General features: G+C 64.7%; 13 protein-coding genes and 1 tRNA gene. 11 read left to right on the plus strand and 3 right to left on the minus strand.

The features are described 5' to 3' along the window. The first annotated feature begins 44 nt into the window (after window positions 1-44). Entirely contained in the window at window positions 45-305 is a 261-nt protein-coding gene (locus BRAGE_RS0125725) for a hypothetical protein (RefSeq protein ID WP_027558323.1), read from the plus strand. Between the two features lie 748 nt (window positions 306-1053). Here BRAGE_RS0125725 and BRAGE_RS0125730 read toward each other — a convergent pair. Beyond that, a tRNA-Gln gene (locus BRAGE_RS0125730) sits at window positions 1054-1128 on the minus strand. A gap of 257 nt (window positions 1129-1385) precedes the next feature. Between BRAGE_RS0125730 and BRAGE_RS0125735 the strand changes: the two genes are divergently transcribed. Then, window positions 1386-3161: an acyl-CoA dehydrogenase gene (locus BRAGE_RS0125735; protein ID WP_027558322.1), complete on the plus strand. Its 1776-nt coding sequence runs from the start codon at window positions 1386-1388 to the stop codon at window positions 3159-3161. Window positions 3162-3383: 222 nt separating this feature from the next. Here BRAGE_RS0125735 and BRAGE_RS0125740 read toward each other — a convergent pair whose 3' ends face one another. Continuing rightward, complete coding sequence (locus BRAGE_RS0125740; protein WP_027558321.1) at window positions 3384-4622, minus strand: MFS transporter; 1239 nt, start codon at window positions 4620-4622, stop codon at window positions 3384-3386. A gap of 256 nt (window positions 4623-4878) precedes the next feature. Here BRAGE_RS0125740 and BRAGE_RS0125745 point away from each other — a divergent pair, with 256 nt between their 5' ends. The 8 genes from BRAGE_RS0125745 (at window position 4879) to BRAGE_RS0125785 (ending at window position 13972) form a co-directional block, all read left to right on the plus strand. Further along, window positions 4879-5637 carry an enoyl-CoA hydratase-related protein gene (locus BRAGE_RS0125745; protein ID WP_027558320.1) on the plus strand — a complete coding sequence of 253 codons (759 nt, stop codon included), beginning with the start codon at window positions 4879-4881 and terminating at the stop codon, window positions 5635-5637. Window positions 5638-5814: 177 nt separating this feature from the next. Continuing rightward, window positions 5815-7470: a bifunctional metallophosphatase/5'-nucleotidase gene (locus BRAGE_RS0125750; protein WP_027558319.1), complete on the plus strand. Its 1656-nt coding sequence runs from the start codon at window positions 5815-5817 to the stop codon at window positions 7468-7470. Between the two features lie 127 nt (window positions 7471-7597). After that, entirely contained in the window at window positions 7598-8527 is a 930-nt protein-coding gene (locus BRAGE_RS0125755; RefSeq protein ID WP_027558318.1) for a histone deacetylase family protein, read from the plus strand. 74 nt (window positions 8528-8601) lie between these two features. Continuing rightward, the gene (locus tag BRAGE_RS0125760) at window positions 8602-8853 is read left to right on the plus strand and encodes an exodeoxyribonuclease VII small subunit (RefSeq protein ID WP_027558317.1); all 252 of its coding nucleotides are present in this window, start codon (window positions 8602-8604) and stop codon (window positions 8851-8853) included. Window positions 8854-9448: 595 nt separating this feature from the next. Next, the gene (gene dxs, locus BRAGE_RS0125770; RefSeq protein WP_027558316.1) at window positions 9449-11377 is read left to right on the plus strand and encodes a 1-deoxy-D-xylulose-5-phosphate synthase; all 1929 of its coding nucleotides are present in this window, start codon (window positions 9449-9451) and stop codon (window positions 11375-11377) included. Between the two features lie 38 nt (window positions 11378-11415). Further along, the gene (locus tag BRAGE_RS0125775; RefSeq protein ID WP_027558315.1) at window positions 11416-11970 is read left to right on the plus strand and encodes a nucleoside 2-deoxyribosyltransferase; all 555 of its coding nucleotides are present in this window, start codon (window positions 11416-11418) and stop codon (window positions 11968-11970) included. 27 nt (window positions 11971-11997) lie between these two features. Continuing rightward, complete coding sequence (locus BRAGE_RS0125780) at window positions 11998-12732, plus strand: TlyA family RNA methyltransferase (protein ID WP_027558314.1); 735 nt, start codon at window positions 11998-12000, stop codon at window positions 12730-12732. Next, a complete protein-coding gene (locus BRAGE_RS0125785; RefSeq protein WP_027558313.1) occupies window positions 12725-13972 on the plus strand; it encodes a class I SAM-dependent RNA methyltransferase in 1248 nt (415 codons plus the stop codon). The genes BRAGE_RS0125780 and BRAGE_RS0125785 overlap by 8 nt, the downstream gene beginning before the upstream one ends. 58 nt (window positions 13973-14030) lie before the next feature. Here BRAGE_RS0125785 and BRAGE_RS0125790 read toward each other — a convergent pair whose 3' ends face one another. Next, the gene (locus BRAGE_RS0125790) at window positions 14031-14633 is read right to left on the minus strand and encodes a hypothetical protein (RefSeq protein WP_027558312.1); all 603 of its coding nucleotides are present in this window, start codon (window positions 14631-14633) and stop codon (window positions 14031-14033) included. Window positions 14634-14853: 220 nt separating this feature from the next. Between BRAGE_RS0125790 and BRAGE_RS0125795 the strand changes: the two genes are divergently transcribed. Continuing rightward, entirely contained in the window at window positions 14854-15912 is a 1059-nt protein-coding gene (locus BRAGE_RS0125795; protein ID WP_027558311.1) for a class I SAM-dependent methyltransferase, read from the plus strand. The last annotated feature ends 2 nt before the right edge of the window (window positions 15913-15914 follow it).

Raw genomic sequence — 15914 nt, forward strand, 5'->3', positions numbered from 1 at the left:
AGCGGTGATAGCAACTCGCGCCGACGCTGTCAGGAGGTGCGCTCATGCACCATTATGCCAGCCAACTTGTTGACCTGTTACTGGTGCTTATTGCCGCGTGGATGGTGCCGGCCACCATCTTTATTATCTACGCCTATTTCGCTCGCCTTAAGAATCCGGTCAGCGAATCGGTCTTTGGACGTGTGGCCATCGTTTCCTTGTTCATCATAACCACGTCGATTTGGCTCCCGATAATTGTGGCCGCCATAGTCCTATCACTGATCGGTCATTTGTGGTTCCGCTTCAGGGGACAACTACGCAAATAGCTAGATATTGAAAAAGATGGAGTCGAATTAGAGCGGCCCACCAGAAAGCTAAAAAAGGGAAGCGAAGTAATGTCCGCGTTTCTCCTTGCTCTGACGATAGCTACCATCAATTTTATCACGGTCGCCACGGCTGCAGAATGGCGACCGCAGTTTCTCTCCGCGTGCCGAAACGGTTGCGGGCAGCAAGGCGGCTTTTCGACGGACGCTTGCTTGCAGATTTGCATCTGCATGGCTTCAGAATTGGAAACGAAGTTTAGTACCGAGACTCTAGGCTCCATTGATCCCCCGAGTGCTGAGCAACTACACCAAACTAACGAAATCAGAATGCTTTGCGTCCGGCGAGTACTAGGACGTTAGAGCTGTTGCTATTGGCTCGAAGTCGTTTGTGGGCTTCAACTCTGACTTGGCCTCTAGGGCAGTCCGTCCGAGTGTCGTGGACTTACATATGCCGCGCGATGCTGATGTGATGTCATTCGGGGGCGCCAACCTAGCTTTGAGGCGGTAGCTAAAGCGCAAGCCGCACGGATGGAGTTGACAGTCGGCGCAGCGCGCAAGGCCACACACAAAATGCGCACAAGAGGCAAAAAATCGCGTTGGCAAGGCGCTCGCAATTAATACCGCATCTCGTGCCTCGGCGAAGGAAGAAACGAAAGCGGCACAGAATTTCCAAATGACGGGACAAACGAATTTCCAAATGCCCTCAAAAAGCACACGAGGACAAAGTCTTTTCGAATTCATGTAGTTAGGGTGGCTGGGGCGGGAGGGATCGAACCTCCGAATGGCGGAATCAAAATCCGCTGCCTTACCGCTTGGCTACGCCCCAACTGGCGACCGGGACGGGCGGAAGCACGGGCTACCGCAGATTCCCTTCGGTCGCAGCCGGTCTATAGGGAGCGGCGCGGCATTTCAACCGCCTGGAGGGGCAAAATACCGGGGGTCCGGGGGCGGCCGCGCCACACTCTATTATGGGGCATGATTAGGGATCTGGCGGCGGCCTGCTCCGCCCCCCGCCTCCCGCCCATTGAGACCCCAGCCGTTTCATGGGAATACGGCGCCAAATGATGTCCACGGGAGTGAGCCATGACCTACCGCGCGCCGATCTCTGACATGCTGCTGTCGCTCAACCATGGCGCCGGCCTGAAGGCCGCCGTGGAAGCCGGCCATTACGGCGATTTCGACGCCGACATCGCCGCGGCCGTGCTGGAGGAAGCCGGCAAGTTCGCGACCGACGTGCTGGCGCCGCTGAACAAGGTCGGCGACGAGCACGGCATCAAGCTTAGTGACGGCAAGGTCACGACCGCGCCGGGCTGGCCGGACGCCTACAAGCGCTGGACCGATGGCGGCTGGAACGCTGTCTCGGGTCCGGAAGGTTTCGGCGGCCAGGGCCTGCCGCTCGCGATCAACGCCGCCTGCACCGAGATCTGGAGCGCCTCCAACGTCGCCTTCGGCCTCTGCCCGCTGCTGACGGCCTCCGCGATCGAGGCGCTGGAAGCGCATGGCAGCGACGAGCTGAAGACAATCTATCTTGAGAAGCTCGTCACCGGCGAATGGACCGGCACGATGCAGCTCACCGAGCCGCAGGCCGGCTCCGACGTCGGCGCGCTGCGCACCCGCGCGGAGAAGCAGGCCGACGGCACCTATCGCATCAAGGGGACGAAGATCTTCATCACCTATGGCGAGCACGACATGACCGACAACATCGTGCATTTCGTGCTGGCGCGCCTGCCCGACGCGCCCGCCGGCACCAAGGGGATCTCGCTGTTCCTGGTGCCGAAGTTCATGGTCAACGAAGACGGCTCGCTCGGCGCACGCAACGACATCTTCGCCAGCGGCGTCGAGCACAAGCTCGGCATGCATGCTTCGCCGACCTGCACCATGACGATGGGCGACCATAGCGGCGCGATCGGCTTTCTGATCGGCGAAGAGAACCAGGGCATGCGCTGCATGTTCACGATGATGAACCAGGCTCGCCTCGGCGTCGGCCTCGAGGGCGTCGGCGTTGCCGACCGCGCCTATCAGCAGGCCCTCGCCTATGCCCAGGAGCGCAAGCAGGGCCGCGCCGTCGGCAAGAAAGGCGACGGCTCGGACCCGATCTTCGTGCATCCCGACGTCAAGCGCATGCTGATGCGGATGCGGGCGCAGACCGCGGCCGCGCGCACCATCTGCTATGCGACCGCCGTCGCGCTCGACGTCTCCATTCGCGCCAGGGATCCCAAGGTCCGTGCCGAAGCTGCCGCGCGCGCGGCGCTGCTGACGCCGATGGCAAAGGGCTATTCCACCGACATCGGCAACGAGGTCGCCTATCTCGGCGTGCAGGTGCATGGCGGCATGGGCTTCATCGAGGAGACTGGCGCGGCGCAGCACTATCGCGATGCACGCATCACCGCGATCTATGAGGGCACCAACGGCATCCAGGCGATCGATCTCGTCACGCGAAAACTCGCGGCCAATGGCGGCGCAGCGGTGTGGGCGCTGCTCGACGAGCTTGCGGCGACCGTCAAGCAGGTGGAGGCCTCCAACGATCCCGCTTTCGGCACCACGGGCGTAAAATTGCGCGAGGCGCTGGAGGCCTTGACGCGCACCAGCAAATGGCTGCTGGAGCGCGTGACCTCCGCCCCGAACGAGGCGCTCGCCGGCGCAACGCCGTATCTCCAGCAGTTCGGCTCCACGCTCGGCGGCTGCATGCTCGCCTCCGAAGCGCTTGCCGCGAAGGCCGACGGCCTTGGCGATGCGCCGCGCTACGTCTCGCTCGCGCGCTTCTTCGCCGAGAACATCGCGGTGCAGGCCGGCGCGCTCGAGCGCACCGTGACGGAGAGCGCGGACTCGGTCGCAGCGGCGGATGCGGTGTTGTTGTAGGCGAAGTTCCGCTCTGACAGCGATGTAGCGGGAAGCATCTCCTCCTCCCCGCTGTCATTCCCCGCGAAGGCGGGGAATCCAGTACGCCGCGGCCTCTCGAAAAACGACTTGGGTCTCGGAATACTGGATCGCCCCGATCAAGTCGGGCGATGACATCGAATGTGCGGCACGCGTGTGCCACGAGCATGCAGCGGCCCCGGATTGCGCTTCGCTCCATCCGGGCTACGAAGCCACGACCTTCACGCGTCTTCCCGGCCGCCACAGCACGACACCCGCGGCCACCAGGTCCAGCATGACGCACATCGCGAACGCCGTGGTGTAATCGCCGGTAAAACTGCGCACGAGGCCGACGATGCCGGGGCCGAAGGCGCTGACGATGCCGCTGATCGAAGTGCCCAATCCCATCGCGGCGGCGAAGGCGGTAGAGCCGATCTCGCGCTGGATGATCAGCGGCGGGAACGTGATCATGTTGCCGATCGAGAAGCCGTAGACGGCGCAGCACACCAGCAGCACCGTCGGGCTGGTGGTCTGCAGGAGCACGAACAGCGCGGCGGCCTGGCTCGTCATCGACGCCGCGCAGGCAAGCCTGGGATCGAGCCGGTCGACGAACAGGCCGAGCGACAGGCGGCCGACCACCGCCATCGCCGCCATGACGGTGACCGCAAGGCCTGCGGCGTGACGGCCGATCAGCGGCTCGAGGAACGTCACCTGGTGGATGATGAATCCCATCTGTGCGAGAAGCGCGATCGCGATCGGCAGCACCATGGTCCAGAACGCCGCGTTGGCGAGCAGCGTCCTGCGCGAATGCGCCGGCACGGCCACACCACCGGCGTCCGCGTTTGCGCCGGAGCTCGGCGACATCCCTGAGGGCCAGCCGATGAAGCTCACGACCACCGGCAGCACCAGCCCCACCATCACGATCGTTGCTGTCAGCATCGCCGGACGGAAGCCGATGCTGCCCGTCAGCGACAGCAGCAGCGGCACGAGGATGATGCCGCCGCAAGTTGCGCCGTTGAACGCGAGGCTGAGCGCGAGCCCGCGGCGGCGCTCGAACCAGGCGTTCAGCACCGTCGCGATCACCACGGTGCCCATCCCGGTCCAGCCGACCGCCATCAGCGCATAGGCGAGATAGAGCTGCCACGGCGTCTGCATCAGCGCCAGCAGCGCGGTCGAAGCGCCGAGCGCCGACAGGCCGCAAAGGATCAGCGCACGCAACCCGATGCGGGCGAGCAGATCGTCGGTGAAGATGACGAGGACGGAGGTCAGCAGGAACGAGAAGGTGCTGGCGGCGGAGACCAGCGTGCCGGGCCAGCCATGGGCGCGCTGCAGCTCGGCAAGATAGACGCCCTGGCCGTAGAGGCCGAAGCCGAACATGAAGAAAGCCATCAGGAAGCAGGCCAGCACCACGCGCCAGCCGCGATAACGCAGCGAGGATTCGTCAGCCTTCGTTGCGGCAATCATCGGTCGAGCGCTCGGCCAAGATGAACGGCATGCGCAACCCTGCCCCACAACCAACGGTTTTTCAAATGAAACATTGTAGCCAATTGTTGCAATGCGCAACGGCTCATGCGACACGATGAGATGAGCGCCATGCGCAGAGACCTCACAGGGTCGTTCCCGAAAAGGTCGAGCTGCCGCATTGGCACGCCTGCAAGATCATGTAGGCTGAGCGTTGCGAGACTCGCCAGCAGCGTCGCGGCGGGTGCAGGGGGTTGTTATGGCGAATGGCAATATCGTCGTCACCGAAGAGCGCGGAACCCGCGTGATCACCCTGCGTCGCCCCGGCAAGAAGAACGCGATCACGCAGGACATGTACCGGGAGATGAGCCACGCGATCGATACGGCGCAGAACAATCCCGACATCCGCTGCATGATCATCACCGGCGGCTCCGGCGTGTTCACCGCCGGCGACGACATCGACGACTTCCTGAAGGCCGACGCCGCGCGACCGGAGACGCTGTCGAACGGCGCAAAATTTCTCTATTCGCTCGCGCTGAACGTCAAGCCGATCATCGCGGCGGTCGACGGCGCCTCGATCGGCATGGGCACGGTGATGCTGTTCCATTGCGATTACGTGCTGGCCTCCACTGCCGCGACCTTCTCGGCGCCCTACATCAATCTAGGCCTCGTGCCGGTCGGCGCGGCCAGCCTGTTGATGCCGCACACGATGGGCTATCAGCGCGCCTTTGCCATGCTGGTCATGGGCCGGACCTTCACCGCCGAGCAGGCCGAAGCCGCAGGCTTCGTCAACACCGTGGTCTCGCCGGGACATACCGAGGTCGAGGCCCGCAAGGTGGCGCGCGAGATCTGCAAGCTGCCGGCCGAGGCGGTCGCGACCTCGCGCCGATTGCTGCGCGCCGCGCCGGAAGAGCTCACCCGCCGCATCGACCAGGAAGCCCATCTGTTCGGCGAGCGGCTGAAGTCGGACGAAGCCGTCGCCGCGTTCAACGCGTTCGCGAACAGGAAGAAGCGGTGAGGCCCGTCATTCCGGGGCGCGCGTAGCGCGAGCCCGGAATCCATCGGGCGACAGCGTCGGTGGATCAATGGATTCTCAGGTGCGCAATTGCGCACCGTAGCTCGCGACTTCGTCGCGCCCCGGAATGACAGCGAGAACTTTCGTGAAATATTCGCGCTGAACGACTAGTCTGGTTCCATGCGATACCGATCCATCCTTGCCGCACTCGCGCTCATCTCCGCCCTGCCCGCCTCTGCGCAAACCGCCGCGCCGGTCGAGCTGCGCGTTCTCGCGATCAACGATTTTCACGGCAATCTGCGGCCGCCGCCGGGCGGCATCCGCATTGGCGATCCCGAGGACAAGAGCAAGAAGGTGATGGTCGCCGCTGGCGGGGCCGAGTACATGGCGACGCTGGTCAAGCAGCTGCGCGAGGGACACAAGAACACGATCTTCGTCGCCGCCGGCGATCTGATCGGGGCGAGCCCGTTCCTGTCGGCGATGTTTCACGACGAGCCTTCGGTGGAAGCGCTCTCGATGATGGGGCTGGCGATCACATCGGTCGGCAATCACGAGTTCGACGAGGGCAAGACGGAGCTCTTGCGGATGCAGAACGGCGGCTGCCATTCGCTCGACGGCTGCCAGGGGCCGCATCCGTTCACCGGCGCCAAATTCCATTATCTCGCGGCGTCCACCGTGGAGACCGCGACCGGCAAGAGCGTGCTGCCGCCTTACGAGATCCGCGAGTTCGACGGCATCCCCGTCGCCTTCATCGGCCTCACCTTGAAGGAGACCGCAGGCATCGTCTCGCCGTCAGGCATTGCCGGGCTCGAATTCCGCGACGAGGCCGAGACGGTGAACGCGCTGGTGCCGCAACTGAAGGCGCGCGGTGTCGAGGCGATCGTGGTGCTGATCCATCAGGGAGGCGAGCCCTCGGGCGACTACAATGAATGCCCTGCGATCACGGGCCCGATCGTCGACATCGTCAAGAAATTCGACCGCGCCGTCGACGTCGTCGTCAGCGGCCACACCCACCGCGCCTATGTCTGCGACATCGACGGCCGGCTCGTCACCAGCGGCGATAAATACGGCACGCTGGTCACCGCGATCGACCTCAAGCTAGATCCCGCAACGCGCGACATCGTCGGCGCGAGAGCCGACAACGTCATCGTCGCCAATGCCTCACTGGCGAAAGACCCCGAGCAGACCGCGCTGATCGAGGCCTATGACAAGCTCGCAGCTCCCATCGCCAATCGCCCGGCCGGCTCGGTGACGCAGACGCTATCGCGCGTACCGAACGAGGCCGGCGAGAGCGCGCTCGGCGACGTCATCGCCGACGCGCAGCTTGCCGCAACGAAAGACGCCAAGGACGGCAGCGCTGTCATCGCGCTCACCAATCCCGGCGGCATCCGCACCGATATCGTGCCAAAGGAGAACGGCGCGATCACCTTCGGCGACGTGTTCTCCAGCCAGCCGTTCCGCAACCGTCTCGTCACGATGACGCTGACGGGGAGCCAGCTCAAGGACATGCTGGAGCAGCAATGGCTCGATCCGAAGCGGCCGCGGATCCTGCAAGTGTCGAACGGATTCAGCTACACCTGGGATGCGTCAAGACCGTTCGGCGAGCGCGTCAGCCTCGAGACGATGACGCTCAACGGCAGGCCGATCGAAGCCGGCAGCGGCTACCGCGTCACCCTCAACGATTACCTCGCCGTCGGCGGCGATGGCTTTACCGTCGCCAAGCAGGGCACCTCGCCGCAATATGGCGGCTATGACGCGGACGCGCTGTTCGCCTTCTTCCGGGCGCACGGGCCGATCGGTCCGCTGCCACCGACCCGCATCCTGCGGGTGAATTGATCCGGATCAAGCGGACTGGCCCACAGTTTGCCATTCCGCAGGGAACACCTAGATTGGGATTTGCATTGCGTTTTGGCGCCGGATGCGTCAACGACGTCGAGAGCCCGTATTCTGTGAGGCCGACCTGATGAGCACGCTTCTCCTCTCCCACAAGGCCTGCCTCGACCACGTCACGCCGCCGGGACATCCTGAACGGCCCGACCGCCTGCGGGCGGTGGAGGAAGCGCTGTCGCATGAGCGCTTCCAGTTCCTGGTGCGCGACCAGGCGCCGGAGGGCGATCTCGATCTCGTCACGCTCTGCCACAACGAGCATTACGTCACCGAGCTGCGCCACATCGCGCCGACCAGCGGCCAGGTCTATATCGACGGCGACACCTCGATGTCCCCCGGCACGTGGGAAGCGGTGATGCGCGGCGTCGGCGGCGCGGTGGCGGCGACTGAAGCTGTCATGAATGGCGAGCACCGCAACGCCTTCGTCGCGGTGCGCCCGCCCGGCCACCACGCCGAGATCGGCAAGCCGATGGGCTTCTGCTTCTTCGACAATGTCGCGATCGCCGCGCGCCATGCGCAGCGCAAATACGGCATCAAGCGCGCCGCCATCGTCGATTTCGACGTGCATCACGGCAACGGCACGCAGGACATCTTCTGGTCGGACCCGACCGTGATGTACTGCTCGACGCACCAGATGCCGCTGTTTCCGGGCACCGGCGCCAAGGGCGAGCGCGGCGATCACGACACCATCGTCAATGCACCGCTCGCGTCCGAGGACGGCGGGCCCGAATTCCGTTCCGCGTTCGAGAGCCTGATCCTGCCGCGGCTGGAAAAATTCAGCCCCGAGCTGCTGATCATCTCCGCCGGCTTCGATGCGCATTACCGCGATCCGCTGGCGTCGCTGAATCTGCGCGCCGAGGACTACACCTGGGTCACGCGTAAGCTGATGGACCTTGCCGACAAGTCCGCCGGCGGGCGCGTTGTCTCCGTGCTCGAAGGCGGCTATGACCTGCAAGGATTGAAAGAATCTGTTACGGCGCATGTCGGCGCCCTGATGGGCGCCTGACGACGCCCGCCACATTAAGCCCGCAAAACCCGCCTCCACTCCAGGGAAAGCGAATAGGTCGATCGGAAACGGATATGGCCGAAAATACCCAAGTCGACGTCTCCAGGCTCACCTTCGAGCGCGCGATCGAGGAACTCGAAACGATCGTGAAGCGGCTCGAGGACGGCAAGGTGCCGCTCGAGGAATCCGTGACGATCTACGAACGTGGCGAAGCCCTGAAGCGCCGCTGCGAGGACCTGCTGCGCCAGGCCGAGGCCCGCGTCGACAAGATCACCACCGATGCCAGCGGTCAGGCCACCGGCACCGCGCCGCTCGACGTGCAGTAAGGCCGACACGCCCAATTCCATTCTGACCGGCGCCGCCTGCATGGAAGGCTTCATGCGGAAGTTCCGTCCGTATTTTCCGTGGGGGTGGTTCCGCGGACGTTCCGGCTGCGGAACCGGCGAAGGCCAATGCCTTGGCCGGCCGGAACCAGGGAGCGGGCAAAAAGCACATATTTTCACCGAAAAGCACTGCGAACGAAGCAGGCGGGTAGGAACCGCCGGTCCCTGCCCAAGGTTAACCAATCTGGCCCGCCGGTTGCAGCTGCATGGCCGTAATCGGCGGGGCGGGTTGGCTTTGGCCCAAGCTTTGGTGTAAAGCTGCGCGGAGTGTGGCTTTTTGCAAGCCTTGCGTGGGCACTGATTACCGACGACAAGCGCTTCAAACTGCTGGTGAATTGGCTGGGACGGACGAAGCCGATCTAAGTGACAGGGATCACAGAGACTGAACCGGAGCGCACCTAAGCTCACCTAAGCTTGAAGACGGGGCCGTGCCCCAGGCAGGTGGCTCCGACGGTTTTAGGATTCGCGCTGCGCCGATATTGTGCAAACCCATCGCGCACCGGAACGACCTTCCGGCGCTGACAAATTGGAAATCGCCGTGAACGCATACAGTAAGACGCCGCTTCTCGACACCATCCGGACCCCGGACGACCTGCGCAAGCTCAAGATCGAGCAGGTTCGCCAAGTCGCTGACGAGCTGCGGCAGGAGACCATCGATGCCGTCTCGGTGACCGGCGGTCACTTCGGCGCGGGCCTCGGCGTGGTCGAGCTCACCACCGCGATCCATTACGTCTTCGACACGCCGCGCGACCGGCTGATCTGGGACGTCGGCCATCAGGCCTATCCGCACAAGATCCTCACCGGCCGCCGCGACCGCATCCGCACGCTGCGCACCGGCGGCGGCCTCTCCGGCTTCACCAAGCGCAGCGAGAGCGATTACGATCCGTTCGGCGCCGCGCATTCCTCGACCTCGATCTCGGCCGGTCTCGGCATGGCGGTCGCGCGTGACCTCTCCGGCGGCAAGAACAACGTTATTGCAGTGATCGGTGACGGTGCGATGTCGGCGGGCATGGCCTATGAGGCCATGAACAACGCCGGCGCCATGAACTCGCGCCTGATCGTCATCCTCAACGACAACGACATGTCGATCGCGCCGCCGGTCGGCGCCATGAGCGCCTATCTGTCGCGCCTCTACTCCGGCAAGACCTATCGCACGCTGCGCGATGCGGCCAAGCAGATCAACAAGCGCCTGCCCAAGATCATCGCCAACCGCGCCAACCGCGTCGAGGAATATTCCCGCGGCTTCATGATGGACGGCGGTACGCTGTTCGAGGAGCTCGGCTTCTATTACGTCGGCCCGATCGACGGCCATAACCTCGACCATCTGCTGCCCGTGCTGAAGAACGTGCGCGACATGGAGACCGGCCCGATCCTGGTCCACGTCGTCACGCAGAAGGGCAAGGGCTACGGCCCGGCGGAAGCCTCCGCCGACAAGTACCACGCCGTCGTCAAGTTCGACGTCGCGACCGGAACGCAAGCCAAGGCCAAGCCGAATGCGCCGGCCTACCAGAACGTGTTCGGCCAGAGCCTCGTCAAGGAAGCCCAGAAGGACGACAAGATCGTCGCCATCACCGCGGCAATGCCGTCCGGCACCGGCGTCGACATCTTCAACAAGGCGTTCCCGGACCGCACTTTCGACGTCGGCATCGCCGAGCAGCATGCGGTGACCTTCGCCGCCGGTCTTGCGACCGAAGGCTACAAGCCGTTCTGCGCGATCTACTCGACCTTCCTGCAGCGCGGCTACGATCAGATCGTGCATGACGTCGCGATCCAGAACCTGCCCGTGCGCTTCGCCATCGACCGCGCCGGCCTCGTCGGCGCTGACGGTGCGACCCATGCCGGCTCGTTCGACAACGCCTATCTCGGCTGTCTGCCCAACATGGTGATCATGGCGGCGGCGGACGAAGCCGAGCTCGTGCACATGGTGGCGACCCAGGTCGCGATCGACGACCGTCCGAGCTCGCTGCGCTACCCGCGCGGCGAAGGCCGCGGCATCGAGATGCCCGACGTCGGCGTTCCCCTCGAGATTGGCAAGGGCCGCATGATCCGCCAGGGCAGCAAGATCGCCCTGCTCTCCTTCGGCACCCGTCTCGCCGAATGCGAGAAAGCGGCCGACGAGCTCGCCGCCCTTGGCCTCTCCACCTCGATTGCGGACGCGCGCTTCATGAAGCCGCTCGACACCGATCTGGTGCTCAAGCTCGCCCGCGACCACGAGATCCTGATCACGATCGAGGAAGGCTCGGTCGGCGGCTTTGGCTCGCATGTCGCACAGTTCCTGACCGACCAGGGTGTGCTCGACGGCGGCATGGTCAAGTTCCGCACGATGGTGCTGCCTGACGTGTTCCAGGACCACGACACGCCGGCCGCGATGTACGCCCGCGCCGGTCTCGACGCCAAGGGCATCGTCGCCAAGGTGTTCGAGGCGCTCGGCAAGGACGTGAAGACCGAGACGGTCAAGCTCGCCTAACGGCGAGCTTCGACCATCGGCGAAGAAGCGCGACTCTCATGAAAATCTATCTGGCAGGACCCGACGTGTTCCTGCCGGATGCGGTTGAGATCGGCCGGCAGAAAGCCGCGATCTGCGCCGCGCACGGGCTCACCGGCCTCTATCCCCTCGACAACACGATCGACCTCGCCTCGCCCGACGCCTCCCGGCAGATCTTCTGCGCCAACGAGGCGATGATGGACGAGGCCGATGCCATCATCGCCAACCTCACGCCGTTCCGCGGCGCCGGCGCCGATCCCGGCACTGTCTACGAGCTCGGCTACATGGCCGGCCGCCGCAAATTCTGTCTGGCCTATTCCAACGATCCCGCCACCTATGCCGACCGTCTCGGCCGCTTCGCTGACGTCACCTCCGCGGACGGACGGCTGGTCGATGCGCAGGGGCTGACGGTCGAGGACTTTGGCCTCGTCGACAACCTCATGATGATCCATGCGCTGGAGCTGCACGGCTGCCCCTTGGTGACGCCAGCGCAGATGCCGATCGACGTCTGGCACGATCTGGCTGCGTTCGAGACTTGCGCCCGGATGGCGGCCGCGCGAATGATCGCTACATAAGCGACAAGCCCAGTCCTGGAGAGTCGATTGTCCCCTGCCCGCAAGCGTGCGGATGTTCTGCTGGTCGAGCGCGGCCTGTTTGAGAGCCGGGCGCGGGCGCGCGCGGCCATCGAGGCCGGGCTCGTCACGGCCGACGACAAGCAGGTTTCAAAACCGTCGGAGACGATCGCCGAGGACGCCGTGATCCAAGCCGAGCCTGCGCACCCCTACGTCTCGCGCGGCGGCGTCAAGCTCGCCGACGCGCTGGAGCGCTACCCGATCGACATCGAGGACCATGTCTGCCTCGACGTCGGCGCCTCCACCGGCGGCTTCACCGAGGTGCTGCTGGCAAACGGCGCGAGCCTCGTCTTTGCCGTCGATGTCGGCACCAGCCAGCTGCATCCCTCGCTGCGCGGCCATCCCAAGATCGTGTCGATGGAGGAAACCGATATTCGCAGCTATGACGGCAAGCGGCTGCCGGCGCGGCCCGATGTCGTCGTGATCGACGTCAGTTTCATCTCGCTGAAAACCGTGCTGCCCGTGGCGCTGTCGCTGGCGGCCGCGCCGATGAGCCTGCTGGCATTGATCAAGCCGCAGTTCGAGGCCGACCGGAAGCACAACAAGAAGGGCATCATCCGCGACACCGCCGTGCATCAGGAGATCTGCGACGACATCGCGGCGTTTGCGGCTTCGCTCGGCTGCACCGACATCGAAATATTCCCCTCCCCGATCGCGGGCGGCGACGGCAATATCGAATTCTTCCTGGGCGCGCGCCGTGGTTGAGCGCCTGAGGATCGATCACGTCGGCCATCGCGGCGATGGCGTCTGCCTCGACGCCGGCGAAGCGATCTATGTGCCCTACACGCTTGGCGGCGAGACCGTCGAGGTCGATCACGTCGCCGGCCACCATCCCGATCGCCGCAAGCTGCTGGCAGTGGACGTCGCCAGCTCCGAACGCATCGGACCATTCTGCCCGCATTTCGGCATCTGCGGCGGCTGCGCCATCCAGCACTGGGCCGCAGAGCCCTATCACGCCTGGAAGCGCGGCATCGTGGTCGAGACGCTGGCACAGGCGGGCATCGTCTGCGAGGTGGCGCCACTGGTCGATGCCCATGGCGCCGGCCGCCGGCGCGTCACGCTTCATGGAAGATTTGGCACACATGACGTGCTCAAGGTCGGTTTCTCGGCGGCGAGCTCGCACGACGTCATCCCGATCCATCGCTGCCCGATCCTCGATCCCGGCCTCGAAGGTGCACTCGACGCCGCCTGGGCGCTGGCCGAGCCGCTGACGTCGAAAATGCCGGTGACGAAACCGCTCGACATCCAGATCACCGCGACCGTCAACGGCCTCGATGTCGACGTGCGCGGCTCCGGTCCGCTGCCGACACCGATCGTCACCATGCTGTCGCGCGTCGCCGAGCAGCATCGCCTGGCGCGGCTGACGCGGCATGGCGAGCTGGTGCTGCAACGACTGGCACCGATCGTGAAGATGGGCCGCACTGAGGTGACGCTGCCGCCGGGCTCCTTCTTGCAAGCCACCGTCGCGGGCGAAGAGACGCTGGCCGCGCTCGTAGCCGAGCGCGTCGGCAAAGCCAAGGAGGTGCTCGACCTCTTCTGCGGCGTCGGCCCGTTTGCGTTGAGGCTCGCTGAGAAGGCGCGCGTCACCGCCTTTGACAACGACGCCGGCGCGATCGCCGCACTCGCGAAAGCCGCGCGCACGCCCGGCCTGAAGCCGATCAGGTGCGAGCCGCGCGACCTGTTCCGCCGCCCGCTGGTGCCGCAAGAGCTGCGCGACTTCGACGCCGTGGTGTTCGATCCCCCGCGTCAGGGCGCGCAGGCGCAGGCCTTGAAGCTCGCCGCGAGCGAGGTGCCTGTGGTGATCGCCGTGTCCTGCAACACCGCGACCTTCGCCCGCGATGCGCGGCTCTTGATCGATGGTGGTTACAAGATCGAGAACGTGGTGCCGGTGGACCAATTCCGCCACACGCCGCATGTGGAGCTTGTCGCGAGGTTCACGCGGTAGTCTTTTTGTTTGAGCATGACATTTCGGGAAACCGCTGCACACTTTCCCGGGTCATGCTCTAGCGCCGCAGCCCGCTCAACGCCGGCGACTCGCCAGGCAACATGTTCGATCGGATATCGCTGTCCATGCGGCTCGAATCCTGCTGGACGACACCGGCGCCGAACGACAGGCTGAGGTTGGAGGTCGGCTTGAACTCGACGCCCGCGAACGCGCTGTAGCCGGGCGACGCACCGGAGGTGAGCGGCGCCAGCGAGCTGCCGATGCCGTCGCCGTATTTCAGCGAGTTGAAACCGGCAAAGAACGTGACCGGCATGCCGCCCGCGGTCTTGGTGTTGTAGCCAAACTGCGTGCTGTCGTAGGACAGCGCGCTGAAATTGCCGGCCGGGACGGACTGGCTGAGGCCGCTCAAGCCCAGATTGCCGCGCGCGCTTCCGACAAAGAAACCGGGACGAAAATCATAGCCCCCGTTGGCATCGCCCGCATTGAAGCTCGGAAAATTGCCGTAAGCGTCGGCGCTCTGCACGGCGCTGCCGCCGAAACCGAAGGGCCCGCCCGGAATCCAATATTGTAGCGGGGCGGCCTGCGCATGGGCCGGCGCATCGCCGAGGCAGAGCACCGCGAAGAGAGTTGCAAGAGCGCAGGAACGAGCGAAGCTGGGCATTCAGGTGACCGTCAGAAACCTCGCAGATTATATGCCCAGGATCGTGCAAATGCCAGCGACGCAATACCCGCGGTTACGCGGTCCAGTTCCGGCCATCACCTTTTCCTGACGCCGTGAACCTCGCCTCTGACGGGCGGACCCATTTACAGGGCATGCAGCGCGCTCCCGACAGTGGATGTGCGCGGACCCTTGAAATGTCCGCCATCGCATGGAGGCTATCATGGACGTCGATACCGACAGGTTGAATGCCTTTATGGGCAAGATGATCACCGAGGTCGGGGCGGCGATGAACGCATCGCTGGTCCTGCTGGGCGACAAGCTCGGCCTTTACCGCGCCCTCGCCGCCAAAGGACCGATGAACTCCGCCGAGCTGGCGAGCGCCACCGGAACGACGGAGCGTTATGTCCGCGAATGGCTCTCGAGCCAGGCGGCGTCCGGCTACGTCGAATATGATTCAGCATCCGGAAAATTCTCGATGCTGCCGGAGCAGGCTATGGCGCTTGCCGACCCGGACAGCCCGGTATTCCTCGGCGCCGTCGGCAACGTCATTGCCGCGGCGTTTCTCGACGAGCCGAAGATCACGGATGCGTTCAAGTCCGGCAAGGGCGTCGGCTGGAACCGGCGCAGCGAGTGCCTGTTCTGCGGCACCGCCCGCTTCTTCCGCACCGGCTACATGCATCATCTGGTGCAGGAATGGCTGCCTGCGCTGGATGGCGTCGTGGACAAGCTGAAGCGCGGTGCCAAGGTCGCCGATGTCGGCTGCGGTCACGGCGTCTCGACGCGGCTGATGGCGGAAGCCTTCCCCAATTCGCGCTTCTACGGCTTCGACTATCACGAAGGCTCGATCGAAGCGGCGCGAAAGGCTGCAGCCGAAGCAAAGCTCGGCGATCGCGTCAGCTTCGCGGTGCACTCGGCCAAGACCTATCCGGCCGAGGGCTACGATCTCGTCTGCTTCTTCGACTGCCTGCACGACATGGGCGATCCCGTCGGCGCCATCAGCCACGTGCGGCAGACCATGGCCAAGGACGGCACCTGCATGCTGGTCGAACCGTTCGCGGGCGACCGCCTCGAAGACAATCTCAACCCGGTCGGGCGCGTCTACTACGCAGCGTCCACCATGATCTGCACGCCGGCCTCGCTCGATCAGGAGGTGGGCCTGGCGCTCGGCGCCCAAGCCGGCGAGGCAAGGCTGCGCAAGGTCGCGAGCGAAGGCGGCCTGTCGCGCTTCCGCCGCGCCGCCGAGACGCCGTTCAACCTGATCCTGGAGGCACGGATCTGACC

Origin of the sequence: Bradyrhizobium genosp. SA-4 str. CB756 (assembly GCF_000473125.1) — a bacterium.
GTDB classification, from domain to species: domain Bacteria; phylum Pseudomonadota; class Alphaproteobacteria; order Rhizobiales; family Xanthobacteraceae; genus Bradyrhizobium; species Bradyrhizobium arachidis.

Coding starts and splice junctions, on each gene's coding strand:
- BRAGE_RS0125740 (WP_027558321.1), bottom strand. CDS start 4,622: ATGATTGCCGCAACGAAGGCTGACGAATCCTCGCTGCGTTATCGCGGC.
- BRAGE_RS0125735 (WP_027558322.1), top strand. CDS start 1,386: ATGACCTACCGCGCGCCGATCTCTGACATGCTGCTGTCGCTCAACCAT.
- BRAGE_RS0125775 (WP_027558315.1), top strand. CDS start 11,416: ATGAAAATCTATCTGGCAGGACCCGACGTGTTCCTGCCGGATGCGGTT.
- BRAGE_RS0125760 (WP_027558317.1), top strand. CDS start 8,602: ATGGCCGAAAATACCCAAGTCGACGTCTCCAGGCTCACCTTCGAGCGC.
- BRAGE_RS0125725 (WP_027558323.1), top strand. CDS start 45: ATGCACCATTATGCCAGCCAACTTGTTGACCTGTTACTGGTGCTTATT.
- BRAGE_RS0125795 (WP_027558311.1), top strand. CDS start 14,854: ATGGACGTCGATACCGACAGGTTGAATGCCTTTATGGGCAAGATGATC.
- BRAGE_RS0125745 (WP_027558320.1), top strand. CDS start 4,879: ATGGCGAATGGCAATATCGTCGTCACCGAAGAGCGCGGAACCCGCGTG.
- BRAGE_RS0125790 (WP_027558312.1), bottom strand. CDS start 14,633: ATGCCCAGCTTCGCTCGTTCCTGCGCTCTTGCAACTCTCTTCGCGGTG.
- BRAGE_RS0125750 (WP_027558319.1), top strand. CDS start 5,815: ATGCGATACCGATCCATCCTTGCCGCACTCGCGCTCATCTCCGCCCTG.
- BRAGE_RS0125755 (WP_027558318.1), top strand. CDS start 7,598: ATGAGCACGCTTCTCCTCTCCCACAAGGCCTGCCTCGACCACGTCACG.